20 protein-coding genes, 1 tRNA gene and 1 pseudogene are annotated in these 24,235 nt (G+C 63.1%); 11 read left to right on the forward strand and 11 right to left on the reverse strand.

Annotated elements, in window-relative coordinates; all coding sequences use genetic code 11:
- Nucleotides 1-14: 14 nt before the first annotated feature.
- Entirely contained in the window at nt 15-1,010 is a 996-nt protein-coding gene (gene moaA, locus NKI35_RS26520; RefSeq protein WP_031193366.1) for a GTP 3',8-cyclase MoaA, read from the reverse strand.
- Nucleotides 1,011-1,210: 200 nt separating this feature from the next.
- Here moaA and NKI35_RS26525 point away from each other — a divergent pair, with 200 nt between their 5' ends.
- Complete coding sequence (locus tag NKI35_RS26525) at nt 1,211-1,564, forward strand: gamma-butyrobetaine hydroxylase family protein (RefSeq protein ID WP_023668999.1); 354 nt, start codon at nt 1,211-1,213, stop codon at nt 1,562-1,564.
- Between the two features lie 64 nt (nt 1,565-1,628).
- Nucleotides 1,629-2,240: a pyridoxamine 5'-phosphate oxidase family protein gene (locus NKI35_RS26530; RefSeq protein WP_023714204.1), complete on the forward strand. Its 612-nt coding sequence runs from the start codon at nt 1,629-1,631 to the stop codon at nt 2,238-2,240.
- 26 nt (nt 2,241-2,266) lie between these two features.
- On the opposite strand, the gene NKI35_RS26535 is transcribed toward NKI35_RS26530, so the two are convergent.
- A complete protein-coding gene (locus NKI35_RS26535; protein ID WP_023682500.1) occupies nt 2,267-2,719 on the reverse strand; it encodes a MarR family winged helix-turn-helix transcriptional regulator in 453 nt (150 codons plus the stop codon).
- A gap of 48 nt (nt 2,720-2,767) precedes the next feature.
- Between NKI35_RS26535 and NKI35_RS26540 the strand changes: the two genes are divergently transcribed.
- Entirely contained in the window at nt 2,768-3,676 is a 909-nt protein-coding gene (locus tag NKI35_RS26540; protein ID WP_352741817.1) for an alpha/beta hydrolase, read from the forward strand.
- Nucleotides 3,677-3,721: 45 nt separating this feature from the next.
- On the opposite strand, the gene NKI35_RS26545 is transcribed toward NKI35_RS26540, so the two are convergent.
- Nucleotides 3,722-4,120: a rhodanese-like domain-containing protein gene (locus NKI35_RS26545; RefSeq protein ID WP_023682502.1), complete on the reverse strand. Its 399-nt coding sequence runs from the start codon at nt 4,118-4,120 to the stop codon at nt 3,722-3,724.
- Nucleotides 4,121-4,182: 62 nt separating this feature from the next.
- Nucleotides 4,183-4,374, reverse strand: a complete 192-nt coding sequence (locus NKI35_RS26550; protein WP_502897174.1) for a hypothetical protein — start codon at nt 4,372-4,374, stop codon at nt 4,183-4,185.
- A gap of 234 nt (nt 4,375-4,608) precedes the next feature.
- Here NKI35_RS26550 and NKI35_RS26555 point away from each other — a divergent pair, with 234 nt between their 5' ends.
- Complete coding sequence (locus tag NKI35_RS26555; protein WP_023690750.1) at nt 4,609-6,489, forward strand: L,D-transpeptidase family protein; 1,881 nt, start codon at nt 4,609-4,611, stop codon at nt 6,487-6,489.
- A 97-nt stretch (nt 6,490-6,586) separates the two neighbouring features.
- Here the strand turns inward: NKI35_RS26555 and NKI35_RS26560 are convergent, their stop codons facing one another.
- From NKI35_RS26560 to NKI35_RS26570, 3 genes are all read right to left on the reverse strand, one after another.
- Nucleotides 6,587-7,057: a hypothetical protein gene (locus NKI35_RS26560; protein WP_023668992.1), complete on the reverse strand. Its 471-nt coding sequence runs from the start codon at nt 7,055-7,057 to the stop codon at nt 6,587-6,589.
- Nucleotides 7,058-7,148: 91 nt separating this feature from the next.
- Complete coding sequence (locus tag NKI35_RS26565; RefSeq protein ID WP_352534795.1) at nt 7,149-7,889, reverse strand: lysozyme inhibitor LprI family protein; 741 nt, start codon at nt 7,887-7,889, stop codon at nt 7,149-7,151.
- A gap of 84 nt (nt 7,890-7,973) precedes the next feature.
- A complete protein-coding gene (locus NKI35_RS26570) occupies nt 7,974-8,231 on the reverse strand; it encodes a PepSY domain-containing protein (RefSeq protein ID WP_023726587.1) in 258 nt (85 codons plus the stop codon).
- Nucleotides 8,232-8,587: 356 nt separating this feature from the next.
- Between NKI35_RS26570 and NKI35_RS26575 the strand changes: the two genes are divergently transcribed.
- Both NKI35_RS26575 and NKI35_RS26580 read left to right on the forward strand, forming a co-directional pair.
- Complete coding sequence (locus tag NKI35_RS26575) at nt 8,588-10,360, forward strand: adenylate/guanylate cyclase domain-containing protein (RefSeq protein WP_352741818.1); 1,773 nt, start codon at nt 8,588-8,590, stop codon at nt 10,358-10,360.
- A 129-nt stretch (nt 10,361-10,489) separates the two neighbouring features.
- Nucleotides 10,490-14,812 carry a cytochrome P450 gene (locus tag NKI35_RS26580; RefSeq protein ID WP_352741819.1) on the forward strand — a complete coding sequence of 1,441 codons (4,323 nt, stop codon included), beginning with the start codon at nt 10,490-10,492 and terminating at the stop codon, nt 14,810-14,812.
- A gap of 7 nt (nt 14,813-14,819) precedes the next feature.
- Here the strand turns inward: NKI35_RS26580 and NKI35_RS26585 are convergent, their stop codons facing one another.
- The gene (locus NKI35_RS26585; protein ID WP_023726584.1) at nt 14,820-15,506 is read right to left on the reverse strand and encodes a Crp/Fnr family transcriptional regulator; all 687 of its coding nucleotides are present in this window, start codon (nt 15,504-15,506) and stop codon (nt 14,820-14,822) included.
- A 508-nt stretch (nt 15,507-16,014) separates the two neighbouring features.
- Here NKI35_RS26585 and NKI35_RS26590 point away from each other — a divergent pair.
- Complete coding sequence (locus tag NKI35_RS26590; protein WP_352654780.1) at nt 16,015-18,279, forward strand: DNA/RNA non-specific endonuclease; 2,265 nt, start codon at nt 16,015-16,017, stop codon at nt 18,277-18,279.
- A gap of 247 nt (nt 18,280-18,526) precedes the next feature.
- Nucleotides 18,527-18,799 (forward strand): hypothetical protein, encoded by a 273-nt coding sequence (locus NKI35_RS26595; protein WP_023706833.1) that lies wholly within the window; start codon nt 18,527-18,529, stop codon nt 18,797-18,799.
- Between the two features lie 38 nt (nt 18,800-18,837).
- Here the strand turns inward: NKI35_RS26595 and NKI35_RS26600 are convergent.
- Nucleotides 18,838-18,912: transfer RNA gene (locus NKI35_RS26600), tRNA-Val, on the reverse strand.
- A gap of 128 nt (nt 18,913-19,040) precedes the next feature.
- Nucleotides 19,041-19,724 carry a phosphoglycolate phosphatase gene (locus NKI35_RS26605; RefSeq protein WP_352741820.1) on the reverse strand — a complete coding sequence of 228 codons (684 nt, stop codon included), beginning with the start codon at nt 19,722-19,724 and terminating at the stop codon, nt 19,041-19,043.
- Between the two features lie 155 nt (nt 19,725-19,879).
- On the opposite strand from NKI35_RS26605, the gene rpiA reads away from it, so the two are divergent.
- The 3 genes from rpiA to gor all read left to right on the forward strand — a co-directional run bounded on the left by rpiA (nt 19,880) and on the right by gor (nt 22,731).
- Nucleotides 19,880-20,611, forward strand: a complete 732-nt coding sequence (gene rpiA, locus NKI35_RS26610; protein WP_023726579.1) for a ribose-5-phosphate isomerase RpiA — start codon at nt 19,880-19,882, stop codon at nt 20,609-20,611.
- A complete protein-coding gene (locus tag NKI35_RS26615) occupies nt 20,598-21,215 on the forward strand; it encodes a DUF2059 domain-containing protein (RefSeq protein ID WP_023668979.1) in 618 nt (205 codons plus the stop codon). The genes rpiA and NKI35_RS26615 overlap by 14 nt, the downstream gene beginning before the upstream one ends.
- Nucleotides 21,216-21,339: 124 nt before the next feature.
- Nucleotides 21,340-22,731: a glutathione-disulfide reductase gene (gene gor, locus NKI35_RS26620; RefSeq protein WP_023691326.1), complete on the forward strand. Its 1,392-nt coding sequence runs from the start codon at nt 21,340-21,342 to the stop codon at nt 22,729-22,731.
- 74 nt (nt 22,732-22,805) lie between these two features.
- On the opposite strand, the pseudogene mgtE reads toward gor, so the two are convergent.
- Nucleotides 22,806-24,154 (reverse strand): annotated as a pseudogene (gene mgtE / locus NKI35_RS26625) (magnesium transporter).
- Between the last annotated feature and the right edge of the window lie 81 nt (nt 24,155-24,235).

Below are 24,235 nucleotides of genomic sequence, written 5' to 3' on the forward strand. Positions count from 1 at the left end.
AATCGCGGAGAAAATCAGCCGCCGGTGACGCTCATATGTCTCGACACCGACGGGCGGCTGGTGCGGCGGTCGATGATGAAATCATGGCCTTTCGGCTTGCGGCCGATCGCTTCGTCGATGGCAGCAGCGACCAGCTCGTTGCCTTCTGAGGCACGCAACGGCGCGCGCAGGTCGGCGGCATCCTCCTGACCCAGGCACATATAGAGCGTGCCGGTGCACGTCAGCCGCACGCGGTTGCAGCTTTCGCAGAAATTATGCGTCATCGGCGTGATGAAGCCCAGCCTGCCGCCGGTCTCTGCGACATGGACGTAGCGGGCCGGACCGCCGGTCTTGTAGGGGATGTCGCTCAGCGTGAACTGGCGCTCGAGCGAAGCGCGCAGCAGCGATAGCGGCAGATACTGGTCGGTCCGGTCGGCGTCGATCTCGCCCATCGGCATGGTTTCGATGACGGTCAAGTCCATGCCGCGGCCATGCGCCCAGCGCATCATCTCCGGCAGCTCGACGTCGTTGAAGTCCTTCAGCGCAACGGCGTTGAGCTTCACCTTCAGCCCCGCCGCCTGCGCGGCATCGATGCCTTGCATGACCTTGCCGAGATGGCCCCAGCGGGTGATGGCGTGGAACTTGTCGGCATCGAGCGTATCCAGCGAGACATTGATGCGCTCGACACCGCAATCGGCAAGCTCGGCGGCAAAGCGCGACAGCTGCGAGCCATTGGTGGTCAGCGTCAACTCTTCCAGCGCGCCGCTCTTCAGGTGCCGCGACAGCTGGCGCACCAGATGCATGATGTTCTTGCGCACCAGCGGCTCGCCGCCGGTGAGGCGCAGTTTGCGCACGCCCTTTTCGATGAAGACGGTGCAGAGCCGGTCGAGTTCCTCGAGCGACAGCAGGTCCTTCTTGGGCAGGAACGCCATGTCCTCGGCCATGCAATAGGTGCAGCGGAAATCGCAGCGGTCGGTGACCGACACGCGCAAGTAGCTGATCGTGCGACCGAAGGGATCGATCATGTCCATGCGTTCAAGCATTCCCGTGGCTGCGAGTGGCGCCGTTATATACGGCTATGTGATACGATCCAACCCGCCATTCAAGATAGCCGCTCTCGATCTTTGGTGACATTCCCTGGCCGACATCCGGTGTCGGCCGGGTCCAAATGGCCTTTTCCGCTCGCGCGAAGCAGCGTAGGGAAGGGCGGATTGATGCGGGATGCAGAACAATGACGGCGCCGAAGGAACTCAGGGTCTCGAAGGACAGAAAACTGCTGTCCGTCACCTTTCCCGATCATCGGCCGTTCGAACTGCCGGCCGAACTGCTGCGCGTCGCTTCACCCTCGGCCGAGGTGCAGGGCCATTCGCCGGACCAGCGGGTGACGGTTCCCGGCAAGCGTAACGTTGCTATCCTGAAGATCGAGCCGGTCGGCAACTACGCCGTGCGCATCACCTTCGACGATTTCCACGACACCGGCATCTTCACCTGGAATTACCTGCACACGCTTGGCCACGAAAAGGACGCGCGCTGGAATGCCTATCTCGCCGAGCTCCAGGAGAAGGGACTGAGCCGCGACCGCTAGTTCGGCACTGTCGGCAAAACGTCATTGACTGGGGGTAACGCTGGCAACGGTTCGGAGACGGGAAATGTCTGAGATCACATCGGTTGAACAACTTGAAGCGCTCTACGGCTTGCCCGGCGAAGCGTCGACGGTCAAGGAACTCGACCACGTCATTCCCGAATATGCCGCCTTCATCGAAGCCTCGCCTTTTGTCGCTCTGGCGACGAGCGGGCCGGAAGGGCTGGACTGCTCGCCGCGCGGCGATCTCGCCGGCTTTGTGCGCATGCATGACCCGAGAACGCTGATGATGCCGGACCGACGCGGCAACAACCGCGCCGATTCGCTTAAGAACATCATCCGCAATCCTCGCGTCGGGCTGCTGTTTCTTGTGCCGGGTTCGGGCACGACGCTGCGCGTCAACGGCCGCGCCCGCATCACCACCGACGCCGCGCTTTGCGCCTCCTTCGCCGTCGAAGGCAAGCCGGCGCGCTCGGTCATCGTGGTCGATGTCGATTCGGTCTATTTCCAGTGCGCCCGCGCCATCGTTCGCTCGGAGCTGTGGAACCCGGCAAAGCACGTCGGCCCGAAATCGCTGCCGACACCCGGAACAATCCTGGAAGTCACCAGCCGCAAGAATATCGATGCCGGTACTTACGACAAGGAATGGCCGGAGCGGGCGAAGAAGACGATGTGGTGAGGTGGGAGGCGCGTAGATCGAACGGCTCAGGTATCCTTCAGCACGTCATAGATCTTGCGCATCTGTTCGCCGATCATGTCGCACTGTTCCGCTGTCGACTGGCTCATCGCCTTTTCGATCAGCGCCATATGCACCTTCAGCGCTTTCATCAGGAGCTCCGTGCCGGCCTCGGTAAGCGTCAGCCGCAGCACGCGCTTGTCCTTCTCATCGCCTTCGCGGCGCAGCAGGCCGCGCGCCTCGAGCTGCGGCAACAGCATGGTGATGTTGGAGCGGCCGACCAGCAGTTTGCGGGCGAGATCGTGCTGCGACATGCCGGGATGGCGATAGAGGTTCATCAGCACGTCGAGCTGCGCCGGCTTGAGATCCAGCGGCGCCAGCTTTACCGCCAGCGTACGCTCCAGCACATGGCAGGCGCGCGCCACCGCGACCCAGTTGCGAAAGCGCGGGTTGTCCCAGGGCAGCTCTTGTTTAATGTTCATGTTTGAACTATTATGTTCATGCTTGAACGGAATGGATGGAACGCCACTATGGCATCATTTGGACTGAAGGTCATCCGGGGCGTGTTCGGCGCGGCCGAGTTTGTGGCGCCGCGTCTGAGCGGGCGCGCGGCCTTCGAACTGTTCTGCCGCACGCCGAGCGTGAAGGCGCTCAGCGACGGCGAGCGGCGTGCGGTCGACCGCGCCGCCGGCTTCATGGCCGAGGCGCGCCATCATCGGCTGACGACCAAGGCCGGCTGCGTCATGGTGCACGAATTCCGGCCCGAGCCGGGCAGGGCGTCTGCCGGCACGGTGCTGGTGGTCCATGGCTGGCGTTCGCGCACGGAATATATGCGGGCGCTGATCGAAGGCTTTCGCGATGCGGGCTACCGGGTCGCCTCGCTCGACCTGCCGGGCCATGGCCAGTCGCTGGGCCGTCATCTCAATATGGTCAATGCGGTCGAGGCGGTCAGGGTCGCCGGCGAATGGTTCGGTCCGTTCAAGGCGATCGTCGGCCATTCCTTCGGTGGCGCCGTCGCCGCCAATGCCATTGCCGGTTCGATCAAGGGTATCCAGCCCGTCGCGGCCGAGCGGCTGGTGCTGGTCGCCGCGCCAAGTTCCCTGCCGGCGATCTTCGCCGACTTCAGCCGCATGCTCAATGTCGGTCCGCGTTCGCAGGTTTCCATGGCCGATCAGGTGAAAAGGCTGTCGGGCCGGCCGCTGCATGAATTCACCGGCGACCGCCAGTTGGCCGAAGCGCCGGTGCCGACGCTGGTCATCCACGCGCCGGACGACCGCGAAGTCCCCGCCGATCATGCCACACGTTATGCCGGCGCCGGCAGCCATGTGCGGCTGCACTGGGCCGATGGGCTCGGCCACCGTCGCATTCTCGCCGACAAAGGTGTTGTCGAACGCGCTGTGACTTTTGTCAAAAACGAGCGCGAGCCGATACTGCATTGATTCCAATGGGTGTATTGTCGACTCCGACAACGCCGGAGCGGTGAGCTAGCCCTTCTTCTTGCCGCCCGGCTCGACCGGCAATCCGGCCGCCTTCCAGGCGGTATAGCCGCCAAGGATGTGCTTGACCGGCGACAGCCCCATATCCTGCGCCGTCTTGGTGGCCAGCGCCGAGCGCCAGCCGCCGGCGCAAAAGAAGACGAAGCTCTTGCCCGAGGCAAAGAACGGCTTGTGGTAAGGGCTTTCGGGATCGATCCAGAATTCCAGCATGCCGCGAGTGACATGTTTGGCGCCGGGGATCTGGCCGTCCCGCTCGATCTCGCGTGGATCGCGCAGGTCGACGAAGATGGTGTCCTCGTCGTCGAGCAGCCCGGCCGCTTCCTCGGGCGAGACCACCTCGATCTCGGCATTGGCCTCGTCGAGCAACTCGCGATACCCTTTTTTCACGGATGATCCCTCCCGGCGCATTTCGCCGCCGACTGGATTTCCAGCACAAGCTCCGCGCTTTGTCACGCTGTTCCGACCAGCCCCTGCCACGCCGCCATCGCTCCGGCCACTGTGGCCATGAGCGCGTCGCACGAGGCGCCGTCGCGGGCCTGAATCGACATGCCGTGCTGGACCGTCGCATAGAAGGTCGCCGCCGCGTTGCTGTCGAAGCCCGCCGGCAATTCGCGCTTCGTCACCGGCGCCGCGCTCACCATCGACGGTGGCGCCAACGCCTGAAGCAGCAGCCGCTTTGACCGGTCTGGAGCGGCAACGCCGCTCCAGACGTCACGATGTTGTGAAACCGTTCTGCAACAGGCCTGCGGAAATTTATGGAAGCTTAACGAAATCGGTATGAATCGGTATAGTAGCGCCTTACATCCGCCATGCGGTTGGCAAGATCGTCTAGCGGCGCGGAACGGGAGCCGGCTTGCAGCCGGAGCGGGTGATTAATGAAATTCCTCGGAAATAAAGCCACCGTGATGCCGCTTGCAGTGGCGGCAGCACTGGCCTTCGGTGTGCCGCAGGCAAGCGCGCAAGGCCTGTTCGACATGCTGTTCGGCGGTGGCGTCAAGCACAGGCCGCAAGGCGAATTCCCGCCGCCGCCAAAGCGCAAGCCGAAGCCCGCCGTATCGGGCGGCGGCGGCACCAGGATCAGCAGCCCGTCCTACTACACCTACAAGGCCGACCGGCTGGTGCGCGTCGACTTTGCCGCGTTGGTGGCAGCACCTCCCCAGGTGGCAACAGCTGAAGACGCCGCCTTTGTGCCGTCGGCGACCAGCACTGCCTTCCGCGAAGCCGTTGCAGGCCTTAGTGACTATGAACTCTATGCCGAGCCCGATATCGCCAAGGCACTGATTGCCTATTACTCTGCCAATCCTGATTTCATCTGGGTGAACGAGGGCAATCCCAATGCCCGCGCCCAGGATGCGGTGCGGGTGCTTGGCGAAGCCGCAAGCTATGGTCTCACGTCGGCCGACTACACGGTCGAGGTGCCGGCAGCCAACGCATCGGCAGTCGATGCCGACGCCCATCTGAAGGAACTCGTCCGCTTCGAGATGGCGCTGTCGGCGCGCGTGCTGCGCTATGCCCGTGACGCCCAGAGCGGACGCGTCGATCCCAATCGCATCACCGGCTACTATGAATTTCCGCCGAAGCCGGTCGACATGGAAGGCGCGCTCAAGACACTGGCCCACACCCAGGAAGTGCGCACCTACCTCGAATCGCGGCACCCGCAGAACGCGGAATATCAGGCGCTGCGCGTCGAACTTGAATCGCTGCAGGCGAGCGCCGAAAACGAAATCGTCGTCGATCCCAAGCTGTTGCTGAAGCCCGGCGAGACCAGCGCCGAACTGCCGAAGCTGCTGACGCTGATCGCGCGCAATCTCGACGACGAGATGGGCGGCGCCTATGGCGAGATCCTGTCTCGTCTCGGCACCAGCGATGTCTATGTTCCCGAACTGGTTCCGATCATCAAGGCCGTGCAGGTGAAGGCCGGCATGAAGGGCGATGGGGTCATCGGCCCGCGCACCGTCGCCTCGCTCGCCGGCGCATCCAAGGCAGACAGGCTGCAGAAGGTGCAGGTCGCGCTGGAAGAATTGCGCTGGATGCCGTCCGATCTCGGCAGCCCGCGGGTCTTCATCAACCAGCCCGCCTTCACCGCCAGCTATATCGACAATGGCGAGGAGAAGCTGAAGACCCGCGTCGTCATCGGCCGGACCACCAACCAGACCGCCTTCTTCTTCAAGGAGATCAAGCAGGTCGATTTCCATCCCTATTGGGGCGTGCCGCAGTCGATCATCGTCAACGAGATGCTGCCAAGGCTGCGTGGCGATCCGGGCTATCTCGACCGTGCCGGCTACGAGGTGACCGATTCGCGCGGCAGGCGGGTTCCCTCTTCCTCGGTCAATTGGGGCGCCTACGGCGCCAACATTCCCTACAGCGTGCGCCAGCAGCCGAGCGAAGCCAATGCGCTGGGCGAACTGAAGATCCTGTTCCCCAACAAGCACGCCATCTACATGCACGACACGCCGCAAAAATCCTTCTTCCAGCGCGATATGCGGGCGCTCAGCCATGGCTGTATTCGCCTTCAGGATCCACGTGGGATGGCGGCGGCGGTGCTCGGCGTCTCGGTCGACGACATCGCCGAAAAGCTCAAGCACGGCCATGCCAGCGAAGACGTGACACGCACGATTCCCGTCTATGTCTCCTACTTCACTGCCTGGCCGGACATGTCCGGCAAAGTCGAATATTTCAACGACGTCTACGACCGCGACACGCGGCTGATGCAGGCGCTGGACGCGATCGAAGCGGTGCGTTCGCCGACGAGCTGAACCAGCGGAGTTCCTCGTTCAACGAAACGAGGAACTCACTTTGTCTATCTGGTTTTATTAGATTTTTGGCCGATGGACGGTCACCCGTTTCCTGCGATCAGCGCTGGATGAGCGGACGCCGGAAGCCGGCGTCGCGGCCCGCGATCAGCCAATAGACCAGACCGGCTACGAGGCCGGCGGCGGCGATGATGCCGATATCGGCCCAGCGTCCGGCATCCTCTTCCGCGGCCGGCCAGACCAGGAAGAAGCCGGCTGCAGCGGCAGCGGCGCCAAACAGCATGTGCACCAGGAAATTGCGCAGGGCAAAGAATTCGGCGAGCAGCGCGAAGATCAGCGTCTGCAGGCCGGTCAGCACGATCGTCAGGAAATAGACGACCATGCCGAGCGGCGGCCACAGCAGCACGACAATGGGCGAAAATTGCATGGCGCCGAAATAGTCCGGCGCGTTGGGCAATACGGCGAGTGCGCAATATATCGCCACGACCGCGAACAATCCGATCAGCACCGAAACGAAATAGCCGGCAAGCATCATCAGGATGCGCTTCAAAACATGCTTAACCATGGCCATGCACCCCCGTGCCCTGCAACTGTTACGCGCACTCAGCCATCAAAGGCGGATCGGCGCAAGAGTGCATCCAGCAGTGCTTTGCGGCAAATCTTCAGGCGCCGCCGCATAGATGTTGCGAATCCGGCAAAACCCATGTGCCTTTTATCGTGAGGTCGACGCCGTAATAGACCCGCCCGCGCTCGTCGCCCTGCGGACAATCCCTCGGGATCGATATCAGGCACATGACGACAGGATCGCCGGCTTTCGAACTGGCAAGGCCAGGCTCCCGCTCGTAGGAAACCCCGGCGCCGCCATTGCTGAACCGCGCCAGGCTGCCGGCTTCAGGGCCGGCGGTTTCCAGCGGGTCGTCGCCGAGCCGCGTCGTCAGCGCGGTGATGTGGGTCAAGGCGCATTGGCCGATCGACGAGGGCAGGGGCTGGTCGGGGCTGCCCGGATGGCGGGCCGCGGTGTCGAGCGCCTTCTTGCCGATCAGGGCGATGTTGTAATCCTGCACCCAGGACGGCGCATTGCCGTAGGTCTGCAGCGCATTGTTCTGGGCGCTGACGATGCAGGCGGCATCCTGCCCACAGGCGTTCCTGTCGTCGATGAGCGCACGGGCGATCTTGCGCTTGTCGCCGCCAAAGGCTGGCTCGAAACCCGTAAAGGCCTCGGCCACCAAGGCATCAATTGCCGACAGTTGCGGGTCGGCACAGATCGCCTTTTCCACCGGCAGGCTGGCTTTGCGGCAGTCGAAGGATGGCCCGTCGGCACGCGCTGGACCAAGGCAGACCGCCGCGCCAGCCAGTGCAACGACAAGCGCAAGCGAGTTGGCAATTCGATTGGAAGAAAGCATGGTCGCCCCGTTGTCCGACAACTGCAACCATCGTAGGCAAAAAAACGCGGCGGACGGAATTGCCGAAGCGGTGCGGTATCGGCGCTATTTCGGTTCGGCGGTCACGGGATCGAAGGTGATTTCGACTTTCGCCTTGTCGGCGGTGTAATAGGTCACGGTGTAGCCGTCCTTGTCCCAGTCGACCTCCTTCACATAGCGAAAGCCGTCGCGCTGCTCGACCTTGGCGATGATTGCCGACAGTTTCTGGGCATTCGTCGGCGGCAGCGGGCTGTCATCCGCGGCAAAGGCCGTCGAGCCGGCCAGAACAACGACGACACCGGTCGCCAGAACAAGATTTCGCATGATTACCCTCATTTCACGTTGGCTGAACCGCACCGGAAACTCGCAGGCAGCACAGTTTGTTCCGATAGCTGACGTCGCGCAGGTTCCGTGAAGCCCTGGATCGCGGCGATCAGAGCGACGGCACGCCCATATTTGCGCCAACGGCCGGCCAACCATGAGTGCTGCCACGGCCCGCGCTGGACAACCCGATGGTGGTAGAGCTTTGCCAAAGACCCTGCTAGACTTCTGGTCCTGGCGGGGTGGCATGGCGCGCCAACCCCGCCGGAATCTTCATCTCTCAGCGCGCGGCGAAGTGTTTCAGGAACGGGTCGTCGCCTGTGCTGGACCAGAACCAGAAAGGGAGCGGGGGCTCGAACATGGCTGTACGGAACTACACCCGTCAGCTGGCGACAATCATTTCTATCGATGCCGTCGGGTTCTCGCGGCTGATGGGCATCGACGACGAGTCTGCTGTCGCGGCATTCGAGGAACGGCGCGACATCATCGCCGACAGCTGTGGCACATTTGGCGGCCGCACGTTCGGCGACGCCGGCGACAGCATCATGGCCGAGTTCGGCAATCCGATCGAGGCGTTGCGCGCAGCCTTTGATTTCCAGGGCCGCATCGTCGCCCTCAACGCCGAGGTTGCCGACGATATGCGCATGCCGTTTCGCGCCGGCATCAACACCGGCGACGTCATCGTGCGTGGTGGCCGCCTCTACGGCGACGACGTCAACATCGCGGCGAGAATCCAGGAATTCGCGCCGGGCAACGGTCTCGCCGTTTCGGAGACGACCTGGCACCATGTGAAGGACAAGACGGCGGCCGATTTCACCGATCTCGGCGAATTCATGCTGAAGAACATCGCCTTGCCGGTGCGCGTTCTGATCGCCGGCCGCAGCGGCAACGGATCCTCGCCGGCGGCGTCGTTCGCGGCCATTCCCCAGGCCAATGCGCAGCAGAAGCTGTCGTCCAAGGGGCCGCCGGCGATCGCCGTCCTGCCCTTCCACGCCGATGGCGGCGAGCATGACATCGGCTACATGGCCGACGGCATCGCCGAGGACATCATCTATGGTCTATCCAACACCAGATGGCTCTCGGTCATCGCCAAGGGCTCCAGCTTCCAGTTCCGCGACGACACGCTGGGCACGCGGGTGATCGGCAACGCGCTCGGCGCGCGCTACATCGTCAGCGGCACGCTGATGCGCAATGGTGGCCAGATCCGCCTCAACACCTCGCTGGCCGACGCGTCCAACGGGCGGCTGGTGTGGTCGCAGCGCTTCGATCGCGATCTGGTCGACATCTTCAACCTGCGCGACCAGATCGGCGCTGAGATCGTTTCGATCCTCGACAAGGAGGTCGACCGGGCGGAACAGGCACGCACCTTCCAGGTTCCCTGGGAAAGCCTGGAGACCTGGCAACTGGTGCGACGGGGCCGCTGGCACATGAACCGGCGCACCCGCGGCGACACCGAAACCGCACTCGAGTTCTTCCAGAAGGCCTACCGCGAGGACGCCAACTCGAGCGCCGTGCTCAACGAACTGGCGTGGTGGTATTTCTGGCGGGCATGGCTGCGTTTCGGCGACAGCGACGATTTGAACAAGGTCGAGCAGTTTGCCCGCAAGGCGTTGCTGGTGGACAGCCTGGATGCGCGCCCGCACGCCCATCTCGGCGCCGTCGACATCATGCGCGGCGAACCGCGGTCGGCCGTCGACCATCTCGAGGAAGCGATCCACATCAATCCGAGCTTTGCCTTCGCGCGCTCGGCCATGGGCAGCGCCCAGCTGCTGCTCGGCAATGCCGCGACCGCGATACCGTTCTTTCTCGATACCGAGCGATTGAGCCCGTTCGACCTCTACCGCTTCCACAATCTGGGGGAACTGACGGCGGCCTATTGTTTGGTCGAGAACTGGCCGGCGGCGATCGCTGCCGCTGACCGCTCGCTCAACCTGTCTCCCGGCTATTTCTATTCCAGGTTCCTGAAGATCGGCGCGCTGATGCGAAGCGGCCGGCCGGAACAGGCGCGGCGCGAGATGACCATTTTCACCACCCGGCATCCCGATTTTTCAGAACAGCGTGTGCGCTGGATACCGTTCACCGACAAGGCCGCGAACGAGTTCCTCGTCGCCAATTTCCGACTGGCCAAATGAACATGGCGTCAATGCTGGCTGGAACATGGACCAACTGTGAAAAGATTCACATACGTGCAACCGATGCAAACCTAGGCGTTGAACGGCCGGCATCGCAATAACGTGGATAGCCGGGGGGCTTGAACGCGCATGACCGAACTGAAGTATTTCGACGCTATTCGCGTGGCCCAGAAAAACCAGCGCCCGCTGTCGGAAATGCCGCCGTTCGATCTCGGCCGGATCCGCAAGACAGGGCTGATTGCGCGCATCGTCGGGTCTCTGGCCGAAGACCCCCGCTGGGCGCTTTCCCTGTTGCGGCGTATCCGCCCGACCGGCAAGCTCTTCGGTGTTCTGGTGGTCACCAAGAACGCCGATGTCCGCGACATATTGGAGCGCGGCGACGAATTCCAGACCCCATACGGCCCGGAAATGACCGAGCTTGCCCGCGGATCGAACTTCATCCTCGGCATGCAGGACGGCGCCGACTACCGGCGCATGAAATCGTCGGTGCTGAGTGCATTCCCGCCGGCCGAGGTCGAAGCCGCCGTCAGGCCGATCGCGGCGCGTCATTCGCAAGAGATCATGACGCGCGCCAGCCCCGGCTTGGATGCGATCTCCAGGTTGATGAAGATCGTCCCGGTGCACATCTGCCGCGATTATTTCGGCGTCGAGATGGACGATGAATCCGAATTCGCCGACTGGGCGATCGCGCTGAGTGCGCTGTTCTTTTCGGACCCGACGGCGAGCCCCGTCATGCGCGAACTCGCAGTGGTGGCGGGCGACCGTCTTCTCAAAGTCATCGATCGCTCCATCCAGTCGGCTAGGGACCGGGGCTTGAAGGCCGAGCAACCGCTGGCGAGGCTGGTTGTCCAGATGGATCAGGGCCGCCTGTCGCGGGATGACCTCAATTCGATCATGCTGGGCATGATCGCCGGCTTCGTCCCGACCAATGTGCTGGCCGCCGGCAATTGCCTCGACGTGATCTTGTCGCGGCCCGACGCACGGCAGGCTATCGATGCCGCATTGGCCGAAAACGATACCGCCAAGCTCGACAGGGCCGTCCTTGAAGCCATGCGCTTCAAGCCGATCTGGGTCGGCCCCTGGCGCTACACGGCGCGCGACGCAATCATCGGCAAGGGCACGCGCCGCGAGCGCCTGGTGAAAGCCGGCACGGTGGTGATGCCGGCGACGCTGTCGGCGATGTTCGATGCGGACGCCGTGCAGAACCCGGACCAGTTCGACACATCGCGCCCGCATCGCGACTACATGGTGTTCGGCCACGGCATTCATCAGTGCATCGGCGCCGAGATCGCCAGGATCCAGATCGGCGAAAGCCTGCGCGCCCTGTTCCAGAAGCAGGGCGTGCGCCGCATGCCCGGCAAGGCCGGGCGCATGACCCGCATCGGCGCCTATCCCGAAACCCTCAAGGTCGATTTCGAACGGGCAGAACTCTGCCGCACCGTAACGCAGTCTATGGTGACGGTGGTCTGCCCGGTCACCCGATCCGCGTCGCTGGATGCTGTCCGCGACAAGGTTGCCAGCCTCGGCAACCCGGCCGCCGAAGATATCCGCACCGCGCTCGACATTGCCGGCACCGTCCACTTCACCAGCCTGACCGTGGTCGGCACCGGCGAGATCGGCGCTGATTCCGGTCAGGAAAAAGGAGCTCTGGTTCTCGAGATTTCCGGTGACGGCAGCATCGACGATGTCATCGATGCGGTCACGCACGCCATCGGGCACCGGCTGCGGCCGATCTTCAAGGATGTCTGCGATCTGCGCGATGGCGGCGCATTGAACGATTTCCTGCGCAAGCACAATGTCGACATATCGCCGTCCTTCGGCAGCAATGCCGGACTGGTGTTTTCGGGCACGCCGGGGCACTCGGTCCAGCGTATCAAGGCCGAGCAGCAGCTTTTCGAAGCCGTGCGCGACATCGTCGAGCGGCCACGCAAAGGCGCCGGCAACGCTCCTGCCGTGCTCGCTGAAGTTCGCCAGCATGTCCAGTCATTAGGGACGTTTGCCTGGGCGTTCGAGCCGGCCGAGAGCCTGCTGGAAAAGCCGCCGGGTCATTGGGGCCGTGCCCTGGTGACGACGTTGCTGGTACCGCCGGTCTTCGTCACGGTGGCGATCATCTGGGCTGCTTGCTGGTACATGACCTACAGTGTGGTGTTCGGCAGATCTATCGACATCAGTTCCCAGGAAATCTCCTTCACCGCCATAGCCGTAGCAATCACCTCACTTCTGTTGTCGGGACTTGGAGTGTTGGTGGCAGCGGCGCTGCTGGCGTTTTCGTGCTTGCTGGCGCTGCGACGCCGCGAGGACAGGGATCGGCCGGAAAGCACATCGATCGGCATATCTGAATTGAACGCGATACTCGTCAAGGAGGGCCACGCGGCACAAAACCATCTGACTGCGATTTCGACGATGAAGGCCGGCATTCTGCGGCGGCTGGCGCTCAGGTTTTCCTTCTACCTGATCTCGATAGCTGCCCAGAAGGTATTCAAGCCAGGCTTCCTCAACACAATCAACACCATCCATTTCGCCCGCTGGATACTGCTGCCCGGCTCCAACCGATTGATGTTCTTCTCCAACTACGGCGGCAGCTGGGAAAGCTATCTTGAGGACTTCATCGCCAAGGCGTCCGCTGGCCTGACCGGCGTGTGGAGCAACACCGTGGGCTATCCACGCACACGATGGCTGTTCCTGGACGGCGCGCGCGACGGCGATCGTTTCAAGCGCTGGGCGCGGCGCCAGCAGGTGCCGACCCTGTTCTGGTACTCCGCCTATCCCCAAATCAACACAGAGCGCATCCGGATCAATTCCCGGGTCAGGCGCGGCATTGCTTCCGCCGTCGGCAACGAGGCGCGCGACTGGCTGAGCTTGTTCGGTTCGCTACGGCGCCCGGCGAGCGAAACAACCACCGTTCAAAAGACCACTTCGCTGCTGGCCAATATCAGCTCTGCCTTTCCGGCGCCTCTCGAACAGCAGCTGGAAACCGGCGAGATCCAGTCCATCTTCTTCGGCCCGCTCGGCCCGCTCGCTTATTCGCATATGCTTGCGATCCGGGTGCCGGACAAGTTGCCGGCGCCCAAGCGCAGAGCCTGGCTCGATTTCGTTGTCGAGCAGACGAGTTTCGGCGAAGGCAGGCCCGCCGGGCGCGCTATGATAGTCGCCTTTGGTCCCGGTGGCCTGCGGCAGTTTGGGCTCGACGAGGGTGTGGAGGGCGATCCACTGGAAACATTTCCGATCGCCTTTCGCCATGGCATGGGCAACCCCGAGCGTGGGCGCATACTGGACGACCGAGGCCGCGACGGCCCGGACGAATGGGAGTGGGGGTCGCTGGAGAACCCTGTGGACCTGGTCATCGTCTGCTATGCTGAAGACCCGGGACGGTTGAAGACCGAGATTGCCACCGTGAGACGAAAGACGACCGGTGCAGGCATGAAGGTCGTCGCCGAACTGCCGCTCGCCGTAAACCGGGGTCCGACCGACACGAAGACGAAATCGTCCGACGGGGCAAAGCGTGACGATCGGTCGGAACGTGGGCCAGCCTACGAGCATTTCGGTTTCGCGGACGGGATTTCGCAGCCGATTGTCCGGGGCACGACCCGCGCCAGTAGGGGCGCCGCGCCCATGCATCTGGTCGCGCCCGGCGAGTTCCTGTTCGGCTATCGTGATGAGCATGGGTTCTATCCAGCCTCGCCCTCGGTAAGCGCATCACGCGATCGGACTGGAATCCTTTCGCAGGTGCGCCGTAGCCGGCTGATTCCGGGCCTGCCGCCACCGCCGCGCGATTTCGGGCGCAACGGTTCATTCCTGGTTATTCGCCAGTTCGAGCAGCACGTCGACGTCTTCAACAACTACTGCAAAAAGGCTGCAGCCTTGGTCGCGAGCCAACTCGGCAACCAAGCCATCACGCAAGACTGGATTGCCGCCAAGATGCTCGGCCGCTGGCAGAACGGTAGCTCGCTGGTGCGAAACCCCGATCATCCGGGACGCGTCATCGACAACGACTTCGCCGCTGGCGCCGAGGATCCGCAAGGCCATCGCTGCCCGCTTGGTGCCCACATTCGCCGTTCCAACCCACGCGACTCGCTGGGTGAGGACCGCGATACGCAGATCAATATCGGCAAGCGCCATCGTATCCTGCGGGTCGGCCGTACCTATGAGAAGCACGACGGCAAGAATGGCAAGGTCGAGAAAGGGCTGCTGTTCATGTGCCTCAACGCCGACATAGAGCGCCAGTACGAATTCATTCAGCAGACCTGGGTTTCGTCGGCCACGTTCCAGGGCCTCGTCGCTGAAAAGGACCCGACGATTGGTTCGCGCGGCGGTGATGGCAGGTTCACCATTCCGTCATGGGAAAAGGTCACGACGCTCCGTGACATGCCGCAATTCGTCACCACCAAGGGGGGTGGATACTTCTTCATGCCCAGCCGCTCGGCGCTGCGCTACCTAATTTCGCGGCTCTGATTCGGCGTCAGTCGTCGTCCTGCGATTCGGCGATATGGCGCAGCGCCCCGGTGTCGGTGATGCGCAGGCCGCCGCGTTTGATGGCAATGAACGAGCGGTTGCGCCAGTCGTTGAGCGTCTTGTTGACGGACTCGCGCGTGGCGCCGAGGAACTCTCCGAGTTCCGATTGCGAGATCGGAATCCAGCCGGCGCTGTCGGCCATCACCTTGGCCAGGAAGACCAGGCGTTTGGCGAGCCTCGCCTCGATGCCGAAGAAGGCCTGGTCGCCGAGTTCGCCGCTGACCCAGCGCAGCCGGGCGCACAGAAGTTCGATCATCGCGCGTGCCAGCAGTGGATTTTTCTCAATGCGATCAAATAGTTGTGTCCTGCTGAGCGAAACCAGCTCGCAAGCGGTCAGGCAGATGGCGGTGGCGGTGCGTGGCCGCCCGTCAAGCGCGCCGATCTCGCCGACGAGGCTGCGCGACAGCTCGATATTGGCCACCAGCTTCTGCCCGCCAGGCGAATAGATCGAGATTTCCACCGTGCCGCTCATCACCCCGTAGATCCGGTCGGCGGCATCTTCCTGGACGAACAGATGCTGGCCGGCGGCGTAGCGCTCGACCTTGCAGCCGCTGAACAGGATATCGAACAGCTTTGGATCGATGCGTGCCAGGCGCGGCAGATCGTTTCTGTCGTTTGGGCCGCCAAAAGCCATGTTCCAAATTCCCAATTGCCGCAATCGGCGAAGTTTAAGGGCCGAAGTCTAAGGCAAGAGTGCACCGCGTCAAAGGCCGGCGTTCATCCCTTGCGATTACGCCTTGTAAAGGCTTGGCGCAGTGGTCGCGCCCAGTGCCTGGCTCGTGCCGGGCGGAAAGCCGCCTGCACGCCCGGCGAGAGGAGCCGCGCGTGCAGGCGCCGACTGATAAAAATGGATAGGTGATAAAATTTCTGTAAAACCGAGCGGCCGCAATGGCCCTTCCACCCGTTGCGATAGGTGGGCGCAAACAGCGTGAGCGTCTGTGACGGAGATCACATACAGCATCGCTGAAATAATGCGAGCGTCATACATCGCGCGAGCGACTGCGGCAAAGAGACATGCCGACGTTGCACTCCGGTCATCTTCGACGCGAGTTGATTTGTTTCCTTGCCTGCCAGTCAGAATTGCACCAGTCTAAAATGGGGCAATACATTTCTTTTCTTCGACAGAACCTTTGAGGGCGACTATGCCGGTCAGCAGAGAGCAGCGAATCCGTCAATATCTCGATCTCGTCACCGGGGGCGAGGGGACTGAATCAGTCCTCGGCAACGTGGAGACGATGGCAGGCGGCGCTCTGGAATCCCTTGCGCCTGCGGAAGCCGGCAAGACGGAGGCGGCGTTTGAATCGGCGCGCGCTGGCATGGAGAGCCTCGCGCGGGGCGCCGAAGTCGCGCCCGAGCAGCTTTCCGATCTGGAAGCCATAATCATCCCGGAGTTGCGGCCGGTCTATGACATCAAGGATGGCACCTTTACGACGCTGACTTTCGACGGCGCTCCGACACCTGGCCATTCGCTGTGGACGAAGCTTACCAGCGAGGCCGCATTGAAGCAGCGCATCGAAGCCGCCCTGCCGGCGATCGGGCGTATCGAACTGTTGTGGAACACCAATATCCCTTACGGCGGCACGGGCTTCGTCGTCGGCCGCAACCTGCTGATGACCAACCGTCATGTGGCGCAGATATTTGCGGACGGCCTTGGCGACCGCAATCTGCAATTCATCAGCGGCCGCGCTGCCGGCATCGACTTCAAGCGCGATTCGGCGGCGGGAAACGTCTTCAAGATCCGCAATGTTCGGATGATCCATCCCTATTGGGACATGGCGATCCTCGAAGTCGAAGGCCTGCCCGACAACATCACGCCGCTGTCGCTCGCCGTCGCCGACGCGCGCGATATGCTGCGCCAGGAGGTCGTCGCCATCGGCTATCCCGCGTTCGACAATCGCAACGCGATCGACGTCCAGACGGAGATCATGCGTAACCGCTTCCAGGTCAAGCGCCTGCAGCCGGGCATGCTTCAGGGCGGCTTCAACACTGAAAGTTTCGGCAAGATCGTCAGCGCGGCGACACATGACTGCTCGACGACCGGTGGCAACTCCGGTACCGGCATGATCAATCTCGCCACTGGCGAGGTCGTGGCGCTGCATTTTGCCGGCCGCTATCTCGAACGCAACTACGCCGTGCCCACCGGCGCGCTGGCCAGGGACCAGCGCGTCGTCGACCTCGGCCTCAATTTCTCCGGCGCCGCCAGCGGCGGCCCCAACGATTGGGGCGCATGGTGGAACAAGGCGGACAGCGGGTCGCCGGCCGAGGGCGTAAACCTGGTCGAGGTCGGCGGCGTTAAGCAGATCGCGGGCGTCGTCACCCAGACGCCTTCATCCGGAGGCGTCGTCGTTTCGCCCGGCGGCAGCGTCACTTTCGAAGTGCCGTTGCGCATCACCGTCTCGCTCGGCGCAACTCCTGCCCATGAAGCGGTCACGGAGTCGGTCGAACTCGAAGCGGCCAAGCCGACCCCTCCAGGCGGCGCCTTCGTTCCCAAAACGCTCGCCGACTATGACGCTTATGAGGGCTACGACGAGAAATTTCTCTCTGGCGGCACCAAGCTCGCGCCCGTCGTGGTGCCGATGCCGGAGGCCACCGACCTGTCCGTGCTGGCGCCGCTCAAGGCCGGTGGCACGCGGCTCGACTACCAGAATTTTTCGCTCAAGATGCACGCCAAGCGGCGGCTGGCCCTGTTCACCGCCTCCAACGTCACCGAGGAGAGCAATCTGCGCGAGCCGGAAAAGGGCCGCAACTATTCGCGTGGCGGCCTGTTCAGCGAGCGCTGGTTCCCGGATCTGCGGCTCGACGACAAGTATCAGATCCCCGATGTCTTCTACACTCAGGATCAGGGCGCCTTCGACAAGGGCCATATCGTCCGGCGCGATGACGTGGCCTGGGGCAGCACCTTCGAGCTTCTGCTCAGGGGCAATGTCTGCTCCTTCCATGTCACCAACTGCTCGCCCCAGGTCGAGGGCTACAACCGCTCCGACAGCGGTGAGAAGAACTGGGGCGATCTTGAGAACCACGTCCTGTCGGAGGCGGCGAGCGAACGGCTGTGTGTCTTCGCTGGCCCGGTGCTCGCCGATGACGACCGAACCTTTGCCGGCAAAGGCCCCAAGGGAACAAGTCTTCGCGCGCCGGTGCCGCGCCGTTTCTGGAAGGTGATCGTGGCGCGCGTCACAGACGGGCTCGCCAGCTATGGCTTCGTCCTCGAACAGGATCTGTCGGACACGGAGCTGGAGTTTGCCGTCTCCGACGAGCTCATCGGCGCCATGTACCCGCTGACCGAAATCTCCGAAATGACCGGCGTCAGCTTCGACCAATCGTTGATCGATGCCGACCAGTACGAAACGGTTCGCGGCACCGAAATTGCGATGCGGGCGGGATCACGGAGACGAAAGAAGAAGGCTTAGGCTCGCGCGGCGCTGCGATGCCTTGCAGGAACACCATGACCGAATGGACGCAATCCAAGCCGACCTCCCTGCTGCCGGCCACGCGCCCCCGAGCGGTACCAATTAGCGCCAACACAGCGGAGATCTGGATCAGCACATAGCTGACGGCGAGCCGGGCACCGGAAAGAAGTCGTTCGTCAAAAAGCCGTGATGCAGCGCTTCAAGATAGCGGCAATAATACGGGCTGGTTTTCATTCGGGGTTTTTACATGCGCACACGTCACGCCATCATGCTTGCACTTTCCGTGCTTTCCATTCCTGCCGTCTCCATCCCGGCGCAGAAGGCACGAGCGCTGGAGCCTGAAAAATACACGGTCTATTGTGCCAACGATCACATCGAGGTCTCGTTCTGGGATCTCGAGCAGATGAAGGTGCGGAACGGATCCGATGTATGCCAGTTCCAGAGCTACACGAGCTACTCAAGCGCGTTGAACTTTGCGCAGAAGAATTTTGGTGGGGAAGGGGCGAGTTGCAGCTGCTAGGAGTGCTGGCTTGGAGTGTGCTGTTCCGGGAAAGAAAATGGTGGGCGATGCAGGGATTGAACCTGCGACCCCACCCGTGTGAAGGGTGTGCTCTCCCGCTGAGCTAATCGCCCGCTCGTTGCCCGAAGGCCAAGCGAGCCGCGATATAAGGGAGGCAGGGTTGTGAAGTCAAGGCGATGCGCCCGCCTTCTATGCCTGAAATAGGCGAGGGCAGGCGCTGCCGCGCACTCGCCCGTTTCGTTCAGCCGGTCGCCGCAGCAATCAGCCGTTCCGCCAGGTCGAGCGTCAGCGCGTCGAAATGCGAAATCACCGCCGACGGCTCGAATTCCCTGACATGGCGGTCGGTGTAGCCGAAATCGACGGCAACCACGGGAATGCCGGCGGCCTTGGCCGTGTCGATGTCGGTCTGCGAATCGCCGACCATCAGCGCATGGTGCGGGTCACCGCCGGCGAGCCTGATGGTTTCGGTGAGATGGCGCGGGTCGGGCTTGCGGAAGGCGAACGTGTCCTGGCCGGCGATCGCGGCGAAATGCTTTGTCAGGCCGAGCGCCTCGATCAGCGCTTTCGAATTCGCCTCGTATTTGTTGGTGCAGATGGCAAGCAGGTAGCCGGCCTTCTCGAAGCGGGCGATCGCCTCGACCACGCCGGGGTAGGGGCGGGACTTGCCGGGGATGTTGAGCGTGTAGTGGTCGAGGAACAGCTTGAGCAGCCGGTCGTGCTCGTCCACCGCCAGCGACTTCTGCTGCGCGGTATGCGCGCGCTCGATCATCACCCGTCCGCCCTGGCCGACAAAACGCCGGAAGCCGGCCTCGTCGACAGCGGCAAGCTCGCTGGCGGCAAGGCTGTGGTTGAGGCTGTCGAGCAGGTCCGGCGCCGTGTCGATCAGCGTCCCGTCGAGGTCGAACACGATGATCGGTTGGGTCATGGCCTGTCCTGTGGCTGATGCATTGCAGGCAGGCGATAGCGGCTGCGCTTCTTTCAGGCAAGCCGGTGCGAGCCAAAGTCTTTGACCCTGCGGGCAAAAGTGCTAGGAGCGCGCATCCAGAAAAATCAGAACCAAGCCAAATCCCCGGGGCGAGCATGGATGCGAGGCAGTTGAAGGTCGAGGCCGCGCGGGCTGCCCTTGCCCATGTCAGCGACGGCATGCGCATCGGCATCGGCACCGGGACGACGGCCGACGAATTCGTGCGGCTGCTGGCCGAAAAGATCGCCGCGGGCTTGACCGTCATCGGCGTGCCGACGTCGGAGCGCACTGCAGCCCTTTGCCGCGAACTCGGCGTGCCGCTGTCGACGCTTGAGGAAACGCCCGAGCTCGACCTCACCGTCGACGGCGCCGACGAGATCGACGCGGCGCTGACGCTGATCAAGGGTGGCGGCGGCGCGCTGCTGCGCGAGAAGATCGTCGCGGCGGCATCTCAGCGCATGATCGTCATTGCCGATCGCTCGAAGATGGTCGACACCCTTGGCCGGTTTCCCTTGCCGATCGAAGTCAACCGGTTCGGCCTGCGCGCGACCGAAATCGCGGTCGCGGCAGCGGCCAAAAGTCTCGGCCTTTCCGGCCCGGTTACATTGAGGATGACGGGGGGCCAGCCTTTTGTTACAGACGGCGGCCATTTTATCCTCGATGCATCTTTTGGCCGCATTCCGGATACAAGAGCGCTTTCGAATGCTCTCCATGCCATTCCTGGTGTGGTCGAGCATGGTCTTTTCATCGGGCTGGCGTCAGCGGCCATCATCGCCGGCGGCGACGGCATCCAAACCGTCCATGCCGCCCGAAAACCAGGGAGTTCTACCGATCATGATGTTGCATAACCGGGTTCGCAATCTTTGCGCCGTTCTGGCGGCTTCGGCCGTTTTCGCCTTCTCTTCCCCGGCGTTCTCGCAGGAGATCACGGAATCGCATCTGAAGGCGGCACGGGCGGCGGTCACGGCAATCCACGCGACCGACTCGTTCGACAACATCCTGCCGCAAGCGGCGGCCTCGCTCGAGCAGCAGCTCATCCAGAAGAACCCTGATATGCAGGAGCTGATCGGCAAGACCGTCAGCGAGAAGGCACTGGCGCTGGCCTCGCGCCGTGCCGATCTGGAGAAGGAAGCAGCGCTCGCCTATGCCAAGGTGTTCTCCGAGAAGGATCTCACCGACATCGCCGCCTTCTACAATTCCGATGCCGGCAAGAAGCTGCTCGACAACGGCCCCAACGTGACGCGCGAACTGGTCAAGGCCGCCGACATCTGGCAGAACGGCTTGGCGCGCGATCTCGCCCAGCAGGTCGGCGAAACGCTGGCAGCAGCCGCGAAGGCCGCTGCTCCGGCCGCGCCTGCACCGGATAACGCAACTGCCCCGGCCGATGGCGCTGCACCTGCCGACGGCGATGCGCCCGCAGACGGTGACCAGCCGGAAGCGCCCAAGAACTAAGACATCTGATTTCGCCACCGGCACCCTTGCCGCTGAACCAGAAACCCCGGTGGAAACCGGGCTTTTCTTTTGGCTTCATGCAGCCTACCTGTCTCAAACATTTCTTGGGGCAAGGAACAGCAGCATGGCCGGCTACGACTACGATCTCTTCGTCATCGGCGGCGGCTCCGGCGGGGTTCGGGCGGCGCGCGTAGCGGCAGCGCTCGGCAAACGTGTCGGCATCGCGGAGGAATACCGCTATGGCGGCACCTGCGTCATCCGTGGCTGCGTGCCGAAAAAACTCTATGTCTATGCCTCGCAATTTCCCGAGCATTTTGCCGACGCCGCCGGCTATGGCTGGACGGTGCCGGAGGCGAGCTTCGACTGGCCGACGCTGGTCGCCAACAAGGACCGCGAGATTGCCCGTCTGGAAGCGATCTACGAAAAGAACGTGAAAGGCGCCGGCGGCGAGACGTTCCACTCGCGCGCCATGCTGGTCGACCCGCATGTCGTGCATCTCCTGGGCGATGACCGCACCGTCACCGCCGACCAGATCCTGATCGCCACCGGCGGCCGGCCGGCGCCGCACCCGGCGCTGCCCGGTCACGAGCATTGCATCTTTTCCAATGAGGTTTTCGACCTCAAGCAACTGCCGAAGGCGATCATGATCGAGGGCGGAGGCTACATCGCCGTCGAATTCGCCAATATCTTCCATGGCTTGGGCGTCGACACCACGCTGGTCTATCGCGGCAAGGAGATACTGTCGCGCTTCGACATGGACCTGCGGCACATGCTGCACGAAACCATGGAAAAGAAGGGGATCAAGATCCTCTGCCACGCCGTGTCGGAATGGGTCCGCAAACGGCCGGACGGCAGGCTGGATGCGTTGGTCACCGGCGGCAAGGTGCTGACGATCGACCAGGTCATGCTCGCCATCGGCCGCCTCCCAAACACCGAGAATATGGGCCTGGAAGGCGTCGGTATCGAGCTCGGCATAACCGGCGCCATCGTTGTCGACCAGTATTCCCGCACCAACATCGACAACATCTGGGCGATCGGCGACGTCACCAACCGCGTGCAGTTGACGCCTGTGGCGATCCACGAAGCCATGTGCTTCATCGAGACCGCATTCAAGGGCAATCCGACCGCGCCCGACCACGACACCATTCCGACCGCCGTCTTCTCACAGCCGGAGATCGGCACCGTCGGGCTGTCCGAGGACGATGCCGTCAAGCGCTACTCCGATATCGAAATCTACCGCGCCACATTCCGGCCGATGCGGCACACGCTGTCGGGCCGCGACGAAAAGATGCTGACGAAGCTGGTGGTCGATGGCGCCACGCGAAAAGTGCTCGGCGCGCACATCCTCGGGCCGGACGCCGGCGAGATGGCGCAGTTGCTCGGCATTCCGCTGAAGGCCGGCGTCACCAAGGATGATTTCGACCGCACCATGGCCGTCCACCCGACGGCAGCGGAGGAACTGGTCACCATGTACAAGCCCACCTACCGCGTGAAGAACGGCGTGCGGGTCGATTGACGCCCGCGCGCTCGATCTTGAAGAACCCCCCATGGCAGCCGCTGTTGCCACCGCGATGGGAGGCCTGAAGCTTATTACAACAAAGTGCCGCGCAGGATGACCAGCGCCACCGAGAAATAGATCGCCAGGCCGGTGACATCGACCAGCGTGGCGACGAACGGCGCCGAGGCGCTCGCCGGATCGAAGCCGATCCGTTTCAGCGCGAACGGCAGCATCGACCCCGACAGCGAGCCGAAGGTGACGATGCCGACGAGTGCTGCCCCCACGGTCGCCGCGATCAGCGGCCAATGCGGCCCATAATCGTAGAAGCCCATATATTGCCAGAGCGCGATGCGGCAGATGCCGACCACGCCAAGCATGGCGCCGAGCACGAAGCCGGTGGGCAATTCGCGCAACGCCACCCGCCACCAGTCGCGAAGGCCGATCTCGCGCAGCGCCAGCGCGCGAATGACGAGCGAGGTCGCCTGCGAACCGGAATTGCCGCCCGAGCTCATGATCAGCGGGATGAACAGAGTGAGCACGATCGCTTTTTGCAGTTCGCCTTCATAGCTTTGCATGGCATTGGCGGTCAGCATCTCCGAGATGAACAGCGCGCACAGCCAGCCGCCGCGCTTCTTGATCATCGCGAGAAAGCTCATCTTCATGTAGGGCTCGTCGAGCGCCTCCATGCCGCCGAAACGGTGCGCGTCCTCGGTCGTCTCCTCGATCATGGTGTCGATGATGTCGTCGATGGTGACGATGCCGAGGATCTTGCCGTGGTCGACGACGGGAACCGCGAGCAGGTCATATTTGGAGATCGTCTGCGCCAGTGTCTCGCGATCGGTCAGCGGCGTCACCGTCACCGGGGCGCGATCCGGCGCCACCGACAGGATCGGATCAGCCGGCGCAGGCCGGTCGAGCGCACCAGCACATGCGTGTCTGGATCGACGATGTAGATGGCGTAGACGGTCTCCCGCGTCCGCTCCACCTTGCGGATATAGTCGAGCGTGCGCCCGACGGACCAGTCCGACGGCACGCTGACGAATTCGGTCGTCATGATTGAGGCGGCGCTGCCTTCGGGATAGCCGAGAATGGAAAGCAGCGTTGCCCGCAGCGGCGGGACCAACCCGCCGAGCAGCTCGGAGCGCGCCGGTTCGTCCAGTTCGCGCAGGATATCGGCGGCGCGGTCGACCGACATGGCGGTCAGGAGCTTGCACGCCTTGGCGCGCGGCAGCGCCTCGGCCAGATCGGAGGCGCCGTCGAGTTCAGGCTGGTCGAAGATCTCGACCAGCCGCTCGAACGGCATTTCGCAAAGCAGTTCTATCGCGGTATCGCGAGCTTCCCGGTTCAGGGCCTCGACGACATCGGCGACGTGATCATTGGCAAGGATACGCGCGATAGCGACGGCATCGTCGCCCGCTACGACGGGGGTAAATTCGTTCATGGCTCACTCCTTGCCGTCCGGCGGGACGTGAGCCGTTAGAGGTCACATCGAGGCGGACGGCGGTTGCGTTCGACTACTGTC

The organism is Mesorhizobium sp. M0676, from assembly GCF_040320535.1.
GTDB lineage: Bacteria > Pseudomonadota > Alphaproteobacteria > Rhizobiales > Rhizobiaceae > Mesorhizobium.